We start from the raw sequence: 10,758 nt of genomic DNA on the forward strand, positions 1-10,758 counted from the left end.
CAAAACATGGTTTTGAGGTTGTAGATGAAACTGACGAAGTCAGCTCAAAACATGGTTTTGAGGTTGTAGATGAAACTGACGAAGTCAGTAACCATACCTACGGCAAGGCGATGTTAATGCGGATTGAAGAGATTTTTGAAGAGTATAAATCTTCCTAGGATAAAGCAAAACGCATAATATCAAGGGTTTTCAACACTTGATATTATGCGTTTTCTGATGTTAAAGACTTTCTACCAGGTTTTTTGAAGCATAATTGTTAGTTGTAGTCATTTATTATTCTTCAAAGAAAAATGGTGGGGCGAATTTTTTCAGTTCTTCAAAGCACTTTTGAGCAGCATCTGCATCTTCACAGATGATAAGACAGACATCATCACCACAAAGGGTAGCGATAGCGTCAGGGAAGCTCAAAGCATCAATGATAGAACCAAAGGATTGAGCCAGTCCAGGAAGGGTTTTTAGTAGGACTTGGTGTTGAACTGGGCGCATCAAGACAAGGGCGTCTTCCATGTAGAGTTCGAGACGTTTTTCCCATTTTGAGATGGAACCATTGTTAAGAACATAATAAGCGCTATCTTCTTCGCGGACTTTTGATAGGTTCATATTTTTGATGTCGCGTGAGAGGGTTGCCTGGGTCACTTGAATGTCGTTCTCAGCAAGAAGGGACTGCAATTCAGCCTGTGTATGAATCTTGTTTTTTGCGACAAGAGCGCGTATGAGTTGGTGGCGGTGTTCTGATTTATTCATAATAATGTAACTCCTTTTAGCAAGGTATGGTAAGCGTGGACTGAGCGAGGTCGACAGTCAAGTAGTAGTCGGTATTGTCACGGATGGTGATTTCAAAGTCAGTCGTATAGAGGACTAAACGAAGAGTATCTCCTTCTTTTAGATTATAAATAGTTGGTTGCAGTTCAAATTGCACATCCATCCATTCATCTGCAGTAATATCCTCTACTAACAGTAAATCATTTCTATTTTGTAAATTAAGGTAACCTTTTGTCACGACTCGTTGTGCATCTGGTCTAAATGGCAGTTCACAGAGATTTTCCAGCATATGATAGCGACCGTTGTCAATGGTTCTAGCACTTAAAACAGCTGGATAAGGCTGTAAGTATTTCTTTTGACCAAGTTCCAGTAATTGAGCAGATAAAAGCCCCTTGTTTGTGCTGGATTTGATATGAAGATTGAGCTGAGCGCGACCGTTTAAATGAATGTCCTTGGTCACAGGAAGGTCAATAGTAATCTGATTAGCTTTCCCTTGATAGAGTTCTGTATTGAAGGTTTGGTAGGTCTTACCATAGCGCTCAAAATCCTTATCTGAGTACTGGTTTTGAATAACTTGCTCTTCTTGACCAAGTGAGAAGGTTTCACAGTTTTCTTGCCCACCGAAGTTATCAAGTGATAACCAAGTCTGTGGAGCTGTATTGTCCTGCCAGATAACAGTAGGAAGTTGAAAGTCTGTTTCCTGTCCTAGTAATTTCTTGGTTAATAAGGCATTTATGGACTCACGGAAGTCAATTGATTGCCAATTGTTCATGTAAACATGGGCACCATTATGGAAAAAGAGATGCTTGTGTATATGAGTAGGAAGAGCATGGAATATCTGGTAAACATGAAGTGGTTTGACATTCCAATCCTGAGAACCATGAGTAAAGATAACCTCTGCCTTTACTTTATGGGCATTGAGCAGATAATTGCGGTCATGCCAAAACTGATTGTAGTCCCCAGTTTTTCGGTCTAGCTGAGCTTTCACTTTTTCTAAGTCAGCTTGGTGAGCTTCATTGCCACGGATATAGTCGCCAGCTAAGAGATTACGAGAATAGGTTAACTCAGCAAGGGAGTCAAAGTCCTCACCTGGATAACCACCTGGGCTAGTCACCAGACCGTTTTCACGGTAGTAGTTGTACCATGATGAAATTCCTGCCTCGGCAATGATAACTTCTAAACCATCGACTCCTGTAGTCGCAAGACCATTGGACATGGTACCTAGATAGGAAAGTCCCGTTGTAGCAACTTTTCCGTTTGACCAATCAGCCTTGACTTGACGCTGGCGCGTGTGATCAGTAAAGGCACGGCAACGGCCGTTAAGCCAATCGATGACATTTTTATAAGCCTCGATTTGCTGGTAGTCGCCATTAGTCATGAAACCAGTAGAGTCTCTGGTACCAACACCTGAAACATAGAGATTGGCAAAACCTCGTGGAAGGAAGTAGTCGTTGAGTGTATAGCTAGAGTTGATGTGAGTTAGCTTTTCCTCAGCCTCTGCTACAAGCTCAGCTTTACCTTGGGGTTGGACGAGATTTAGTTGAGGTTGCTCTAGCTCAATCTTGTGAGGAAGAGAAACCTCAAGCTCGCCCTCCATCTTGTAGAGAGCCTTGTCACTAGCCTTGTCATTGGTTCCCTGATGATAAGGGCTGGCTGTCATGATGGCAGGGATTTTTCCATCAAAACGAGGGCGAATAATGCTAACCTTTACTAGGTCTGGTAGCCCTTTTTGGTCAGTATCGACACGAGACTCAACGTAAACGACTTCACGAATGACATCCTGGCTAGAAAAAGTAGCCAAACTCTTGCCGTTAAAGTAGTGGTAGTCATTATCCTCCGGAATAAGACCATCACTAACAAGTTGGTCGATAAGAGTATTTCCTTTTTTGGTGCGAGTATTGAGTAACTGATAGAGATTTTCAATCAAGTCACCATATATAATGGGAAATCCAGTTTCTTTACGAAAAACGTCACTATCTTCGAAGTCAACCAAATAAGCAAAGCCTAAAAGTTGAAAAGCAACAGTATAAAAAATATCTGCTGTCAGTTCATCTTCTGATTGAAAAAATGTCAGCAGGTCTGTTTTTTTATTAGCTGCTAGGATGGAAAGTGGGTAGTTGGTGTCTTGATAAGTGAAAAAGAAACGACGTAAAAAGGTTTCAAGTGAGTCTTTGTGATTGGCTGTATTTTGTAAATTAAAGCCACATTTTTTTAGTTCAGATAAGACATTTTCTTTTGGAAAATTGATATAACTATATTGATTAAAACGCATAGAACCTCCATATAGAATGACAGTTAAGGTTATTATATCAAAAAAAAAGCAGAAAGGGAATTGTTAACTTCAAAAGGAAATAATCCAATAAAAATGAATAAAGTACTAAATTCAATATAGAGAACAGAGTAATAATAGATATAATTGGGTATAATATAAAAATTCTAGGAGATTTATATTGTATGTTTTCTATTTTTTATATATAATATAGTATAAATATAAAAACGATGACAAAAATACAAATGAATAGAAAGTAAATTAGTAAGCTGATGAAATTTTTCTCAAGAGAAGCCTTTTATAGGTGAAAATGGTATAATATAGTGAGAAGGATAGAGGAGAAGTGTAAATTGATCGCACAACTAGATACAAAAACAGTCTATAGTTTTATGGAAAGCGTCATTTCGATTGAAAAGTATGTGAGAGCAGCTAAAGAATTCGGCTACACTCATCTGGCTATAATGGATATTGACAATCTTTATGGTGCTTTTGACTTTCTAGAGGTTACAAAAAAATATGGCATTCATCCTTTATTAGGGCTTGAAATGACTGTGTTTGTGGATGCTCAGGAAGTGAATCTGCGCTTTTTAGCTTTATCTAGTGTGGGCTATCAGCAGTTGATGAAGCTTTCGACAGCCAAGATGCAGGGGGAGAAAAATTGGTCGGTTTTATCTCAGTACTTAAATGATATTGCGGTAATTGTGCCTTATTTTGATGGATTTGAGTCTCTAAATCTAGGCTGTGATTACTATATAGGGGTTTATCCGGAAACACCAGCAAGCGAATTTTATCATCCAATCTTGCCCCTCTATCGGGTCAATGCTTTTGAAAGCAGGGATAGAGAAGTTCTTCAAGTTTTAACAGCGATTAAAGAAAACCTACCGCTTAGAGAAGTTCCCTTGCGCTCACGACAAGATGTCCTTATATCAGAAAGTTCTTTAGAGAAATTATTCCTAGAACGATTTCCGCAAGCCTTAGACAATTTAGAAAAGCTGATTTCAGGCATTTCTTACGACTTGGATACGAGTCTGAAACTGCCTCGTTTTAACCCAGCTAGACCAGCAGTAGAAGAGTTGAGAGAACGCGCTGAGCTTGGGCTTGCTCAGAAGGGATTGACTAGTAAAGAATATCAAGACCGTCTAGACCAAGAATTGGCTGTTATTCATGATATGGGATTTGATGATTATTTCTTGGTTGTTTGGGATTTGTTGCGTTTTGGACGACTGAATGGCTACTATATGGGAATGGGAAGGGGTTCTGCAGTTGGTAGCTTGGTTTCTTATGCCTTAGATATTACAGGGATTGACCCAGTAGAGAAAAATCTGATTTTTGAACGCTTTCTCAATCGTGAACGCTATACCATGCCTGATATTGATATTGATATCCCAGATATTTATCGTCCAGATTTTATCAGATATGTTGGTAATAAATATGGCAGTAAACATGCGGCACAAATCGTTACTTTTTCTACCTTTGGTGCCAAGCAAGCTCTGCGTGATGTCTTGAAACGCTTTGGTGTTCCAGAGTATGAATTATCCGCAATTACCAAGAAAATCAGTTTCCGTGATAATCTCAAGTCAGCCTATGAGGGCAATCTCCAGTTTCGTCAGCAAATTAATAGTAAGTTAGAATACCAAAAAGCCTTTGAGATTGCTTGCAAGATAGAGGGCTATCCAAGACAAACCTCTGTCCATGCAGCTGGTGTTGTGATTAGCGACCAAGATTTGACCAATTACATTCCTCTAAAGCATGGTGATGAAATTCCACTGACTCAGTATGATGCTCATGGAGTTGAGGCTAGCGGTCTTTTGAAGATGGACTTTCTGGGACTACGAAATTTGACCTTTGTCCAGAAGATGCAAGAATTACTTGCAGAAACAGAAGGTGTTAAGATAGTTATCAACGAGATTGATTTGGAAGACAAAGAAACGTTAGCTTTATTTGCTTCTGGCAATACAAAAGGTATCTTTCAATTTGAACAACCTGGTGCCATTCGTCTGCTTAAGCGTGTGCAACCAGTCTGTTTTGAAGATGTTGTAGCAACTACTTCCCTAAATCGACCAGGTGCTAGTGACTATATCAATAATTTTGTGGCAAGAAAGCATGGGCAGGAAGAAGTGACTGTTCTGGATCCAGTACTGGAGGATATTTTGGCTCCAACCTACGGCATAATGCTCTATCAGGAGCAGGTTATGCAGGTAGCTCAGCGGTTTGCTGGATTTAGTCTTGGGAAGGCCGATATTTTGCGTCGAGCTATGGGGAAAAAGGATGCTTCTGCCATGCATGAGATGAGAGCTTCCTTTATTCAAGGCTCCTTAGAAGCTGGTCATACTGTGGAAAAAGCAGAGCAGGTCTTTGATGTCATGGAGAAGTTTGCAGGTTATGGTTTTAACAGGTCACATGCCTATGCTTACTCAGCTTTGGCCTTCCAGTTGGCTTATTTCAAAACGCATTATCCAGCCATTTTTTATCAGGTCATGTTGAATTCTGCCAACAGTGATTACTTAATAGATGCACTTGAAGCAGGCTTTGAAGTGGCTCCTCTGTCCATCAACACCATTCCCTATCACGATAAAATTGCCAACAAGTCCATCTATCTAGGATTGAAATCGATTAAGGGAGTCAGTAATGATTTAGCTCTCTGGATTATTGAAAATAGACCCTATTCTAACATTGAAGATTTTATAGCTAAATTACCTGAGAATTATCTGAAACTACCTCTGCTAGAACCTTTGGTAAAAGTTGGTCTTTTTGATTTATTTGAAAAAAATCGTCAAAAAGTATTTAATAACTTAGCCAATCTATTTGAATTTGTGAAAGAGTTGGGAAGTTTATTTGGAGATACTATTTATAGTTGGCAGGAATCGGAGGATTGGACGGAACAAGAAAAATTCTATATGGAACAAGAGCTTTTAGGGATAGGTGTCAGCAAACATCCACTACAAACTATCGCAAGTAAAGCTATTTACCCAATTACCCCAATCGGAAATTTGTCAGAAAATAGCTATGCTATTATTTTGGTTGAAGTTCAGAAAATAAAAGTGATTCGTACCAAAAAGGGTGAAAATATGGCCTTCTTACAGGTAGATGATAGTAAGAAAAAATTGGACGTCACTCTCTTTTCAGACTTATATCGTCAGGTTGGACAGGAAATAAAAGAGGGAGCCTTCTACTATATAAAAGGAAAAATACAATCACGTGATGGCCGTCTGCAAATGATTGCACAAGAAATAAGAGAAGCAGTTGCTGAACGCTTTTGGATACAGGTGAAAAATCATGAATCGGATCAAGAAATTTCACGTATTTTAGAACAATTTAAAGGCTCAATCCCAGTCATCATCCGGTATGAGGAGGAACAGAAAACCATCGTTTCTCCCCATTATTTTGTAGTTAAATCTGATGAATTAGAGGAGAAATTGAATGAAATCGTTATGAAAACGATTTATCGCTAAAAATACGGAAAATAGAAGAATTTTAAAATCAAATGTGGTATAATCAAGAAGACTGTTAAAAGAAAAAGGAGCATAAACCAATATGAAACGTATTGCTGTTTTGACTAGTGGTGGAGACGCCCCTGGTATGAACGCTGCTATCCGTGCAGTTGTTCGTCAAGCAATTTCAGAAGGAATGGAAGTGTTTGGTATCTATGACGGATATGCTGGTATGGTTGCCGGTGAAATTCATCCCCTAGATGCAGCTTCAGTAGGAGACATCATTTCTCGTGGTGGTACTTTCCTTCACTCAGCTCGTTACCCAGAGTTCGCTCAACTTGAAGGGCAACTAAAAGGGATTGAGCAATTGAAAAAACACGGCATTGAAGGTGTAGTTGTTATCGGTGGAGACGGTTCTTACCACGGCGCTATGCGTTTGACTGAGCATGGTTTCCCTGCTATCGGTCTTCCAGGTACAATCGATAACGATATCGTTGGTACTGACTTTACAATCGGTTTTGACACAGCGGTTACAACTGCTATGGATGCTATTGATAAGATTCGTGATACATCATCAAGTCACCGTCGTACTTTTGTTATTGAAGTTATGGGACGTAACGCTGGTGATATCGCTCTTTGGGCTGGTATTGCAACTGGTGCAGATGAAATCATCATTCCTGAGGAAGGATTCAAGATTGAAGACATCGTAGAAAGCATTAAATGTGGTTATGAGTGTGGTAAAAAACACAATATCATCGTCTTAGCTGAAGGTGTGATGTCAGCAGCTGAATTTGGTCAAAAACTTAAAGAAGCTGGAGATACAAGCGACCTTCGTGTGACAGAACTTGGACATATTCAACGTGGTGGTTCTCCAACTGCGCGTGACCGTGTATTGGCGTCACGTATGGGTGCCCATGCTGTTAAACTTCTTAAAGAAGGTATTGGTGGTGTTGCGGTTGGTATCCGTAACGAGAAAATGGTTGAAAACCCAATTCTTGGAACGGCAGAAGAAGGAGCATTGTTTAGCCTTACTGCAGAAGGTAAGATTGTAGTTAACAACCCACACAAAGCCGATATTGAGCTATCTAGCTTGAATAAGAGCTTGTCATAATTTACAATTTAGTTAATAAGACCAAAAAGGTCATATCTATAAAGGAGTCACAAAAATCATGAACAAACGTGTAAAAATCGTTGCAACTTTGGGTCCTGCGGTAGAAATCCGTGGTGGTAAAAAATTCGGTGAGGACGGATACTGGGGTGAAAAACTTGATGTTGAAGCTTCAGCTAAAAACATTGCTCAATTGATTGAAGCTGGTGCTAACACATTCCGTTTCAACTTCTCACACGGTGACCACCAAGAACAAGGTGAGCGTATGGCAACTGTTAAACTTGCTGAAAAACTTGCAGGTAAAAAAGTTGGTTTCCTTCTTGATACAAAAGGACCAGAAATCCGTACAGAATTGTTCGAAGGTGAAGCTAAAGAGTATTCATACAAAACTGGTGAGAAAATCCGTGTTGCAACTAAACAAGGAATCAAATCAACTCGTGAAGTGATTGCATTGAACGTTGCTGGTGCTCTGGATATCTATGATGATGTTGAAGTTGGTCGTCAAGTGTTGGTTGACGACGGTAAACTTGGTCTTCGTGTGGTTGCTAAAGATGACGCAACTCGTGAATTTGAAGTGGAAGTTGAAAACGATGGTATCATCGCTAAACAAAAAGGTGTGAATATTCCTAACACTAAAATTCCTTTCCCAGCCCTTGCTGAACGTGATAACGACGATATCCGCTTTGGTCTTGAACAAGGTATCAACTTTATTGCGATTTCATTCGTACGTACTGCAAAAGACGTGAACGAAGTTCGTGCAATCTGTGAAGAAACTGGAAACGGGCATGTTCAATTGTTCGCTAAAATCGAAAATCAACAAGGTATCGATAACTTGGATGAAATCATCGAAGCAGCTGATGGTATCATGATCGCTCGTGGTGATATGGGTATCGAAGTACCATTCGAAATGGTTCCAGTTTACCAAAAAATGATTATCAAGAAAGTCAATGCTGCAGGTAAAGTTGTTATCACTGCAACAAACATGCTTGAAACAATGACTGAAAAACCACGTGCAACTCGTTCAGAAGTATCAGACGTATTCAACGCTGTTATCGACGGAACTGACGCTACAATGCTGTCAGGCGAGTCTGCAAACGGTAAATACCCACTCGAGTCAGTAACTACAATGGCTACAATAGACAAGAACGCTCAAACTCTTCTTAATGAATACGGACGTTTGGATTCAGATTCATTTGAACGTAACTCTAAGACAGAAGTAATGGCTTCAGCTGTTAAAGATGCTACTAACTCAATGGATATCAAATTGGTTGTAACTCTTACTAAGACAGGTCATACTGCACGTTTGATTTCTAAATACCGTCCAAATGCTGACATCTTAGCATTGACATTTGATGAATTGACAGAACGTGGATTGATGTTGAACTGGGGTGTTATCCCAATGTTGACAGATGCTCCATCTTCAACTGACGATATGTTCGAAATCGCTGAACGTAAAGCGGTAGAAGCAGGTCTCGTTGAGTCAGGCGATGATATCGTTATCGTTGCTGGTGTACCAGTAGGAGAAGCTGTTCGTACAAATACAATGCGTATCCGCACAGTACGTTAAGAAAAATATAAAAACCTATCATATCCAGCTTTAGAGCTTGTGTGATAGGCTTTTTTTGGCTCTTTGTCAACTGTAGTGGGTTGAAGTCAGCTAAGCTCGAGAAAGGACAAATTTTGTCCTTTCTTTTTTGATATTCAGAACGATAAAAATCCGTTTTTTGAAGTTTTCAAAGTTTCGAAAACCAAAGGCATTGCGCTTGATAAGTTTGATGAGATTATTGGTCGCTTCCAGTTTGGCGTTAGAATAGTGTAGTTGAAGGGCGTTGACAATCTTTTCTTTATCCTTGAGGAAGGTTTTAAAAACAGTCTGAAAAAGAGGATGAACCTGCTTTAGATTGTCCTCAATGAGTCCGAAAAATTTGTCAGGCTCTTTATTCTGGAAGTGAAAAAGTAAGAGCCGATAGAGATTATAGTGGTGTTTCAAGTCTTCTGAATAGCTCAAAAGCTTGTCAAGAATCTCTTTATTGGTCAAGTGAATACGAAAAGTAGGGCGATAAAAACGTTTATCACTCAATTTACGACTATCCTGTTGAATGAGCTTCCAGTAGCGCTTGATAGCCTTGTATTCATGAGATTTTCTATCGAATTGGTTCATGATTTGGACACGCACACGACTCATAGCACGGCTAAGATGTTGTACAATATGAAAGCGATCTAGAACGATTTTAGCATTCGGGAGTGAAACAGTCTGGGAGACTGTTTCAGCCTGAGCCTAGAAATTTGAAAGCGAATCTGTTTAGCCAAGGCATAATAAGGGCTAAACATATCCATAGTAATAATTTTGACGCGACATCGGACAGCTCTATCATACTTAAGAAAGTGATTACGAATGATAGCTTGTGTTCTTCCCTCAAGAACAGTGATGATATTGAGATTGTTAAAATCTTGCGTAATGAAGCTCATCTCCATCTCCCGATTGAAACAGTCACTCCCCGGACTGTTTCAACGTCCCAAGACATAATCTCAGGCAGATTTCTAACATTACACTCAAAGTGGAAGTCATTGAGCTTTCGAATGACAGTTGAAGTTGAAATGGCCAGCTGATGGGCAATATCGGTCATAGAAGTCTTTTCAATCAACTTTTGCGCAATTTTTTGATTGATAATACGAGGGATTTGGTCATTTTTCTTGACGATAGAAGTTTCAGCGACCATCATTTTAGAACAATGATAGCACTTGAAACGACGCTTTCTAAGGAGAATTCTAGTAGGCATACCAGTCGTTTCAAGATAAGGAATTTTAGAAGGTTTTTGAAAGTCATATTTCTTCATTTGACTTCCGCACTCAGGACAAGATGGAGCTTCATAGTCCAGTTTGGCGATGAGTTCCTTGTATGTATCCTTATTAATGATATCCATAGGGGATTTACCCACTACAAATATTATAGAGCCCAAAAAGGTGGCTATGTCACCTTTTTGTGTCAGTGTAGGTATTTGTGACGCGGTGGTGGGGCATCAATGGAGCTTCTTGAAGGTAATACTCTTCGAAAATCTCTTCAAACCACGTCAGCGTCGCCTTACCGTAGGTATGGTTACTGACTTCGTCAGTTTCATCTACAACCTCAAAACTATGTTTTGAGCTGACTTCGTCAGTTTCATATACAACCTCAAAACAGTGTTTTG

The 10,758-nt window shown here is 39.6% G+C and carries 5 protein-coding genes and 2 pseudogenes; 3 read left to right on the forward strand and 4 right to left on the reverse strand.

Going from position 1 to position 10,758, the window contains the following annotated elements; translation table 11 throughout:
* Positions 1–273: 273 nt before the first annotated feature.
* Together HT699_RS10125 and HT699_RS10130 are read right to left on the reverse strand one after the other, a co-directional pair.
* Entirely contained in the window at positions 274–744 is a 471-nt protein-coding gene (locus tag HT699_RS10125; protein ID WP_023934390.1) for an arginine repressor, read from the reverse strand.
* Between the two features lie 16 nt (positions 745–760).
* Positions 761–3,034: a Xaa-Pro dipeptidyl-peptidase gene (locus HT699_RS10130; protein ID WP_172934338.1), complete on the reverse strand. Its 2,274-nt coding sequence runs from the start codon at positions 3,032–3,034 to the stop codon at positions 761–763.
* Between the two features lie 347 nt (positions 3,035–3,381).
* Between HT699_RS10130 and HT699_RS10135 the strand changes: the two genes are divergently transcribed.
* The 3 genes from HT699_RS10135 to pyk all read left to right on the forward strand — a co-directional run bounded on the left by HT699_RS10135 (position 3,382) and on the right by pyk (position 9,137).
* Positions 3,382–6,483: a DNA polymerase III subunit alpha gene (locus HT699_RS10135; protein WP_172934339.1), complete on the forward strand. Its 3,102-nt coding sequence runs from the start codon at positions 3,382–3,384 to the stop codon at positions 6,481–6,483.
* An 82-nt stretch (positions 6,484–6,565) separates the two neighbouring features.
* A complete protein-coding gene (gene pfkA, locus HT699_RS10140; protein WP_000820864.1) occupies positions 6,566–7,573 on the forward strand; it encodes a 6-phosphofructokinase in 1,008 nt (335 codons plus the stop codon).
* A 58-nt stretch (positions 7,574–7,631) separates the two neighbouring features.
* On the forward strand, positions 7,632–9,137 hold the full coding sequence (gene pyk / locus HT699_RS10145; RefSeq protein ID WP_001042822.1) for a pyruvate kinase: 1,506 nt from the start codon (positions 7,632–7,634) through the stop codon (positions 9,135–9,137).
* Between the two features lie 90 nt (positions 9,138–9,227).
* Here pyk and HT699_RS10150 read toward each other — a convergent pair.
* Positions 9,228–10,494, reverse strand: a pseudogene (locus HT699_RS10150) (transposase).
* 49 nt (positions 10,495–10,543) lie between these two features.
* Positions 10,544–10,758 (reverse strand): annotated as a pseudogene (locus HT699_RS10155) (hypothetical protein); the annotation flags it as partial.

Source organism: Streptococcus sp. 1055, from assembly GCF_013276815.1.
In the GTDB taxonomy this organism is placed as follows: Bacteria; Bacillota; Bacilli; order Lactobacillales; family Streptococcaceae; genus Streptococcus; species Streptococcus pseudopneumoniae.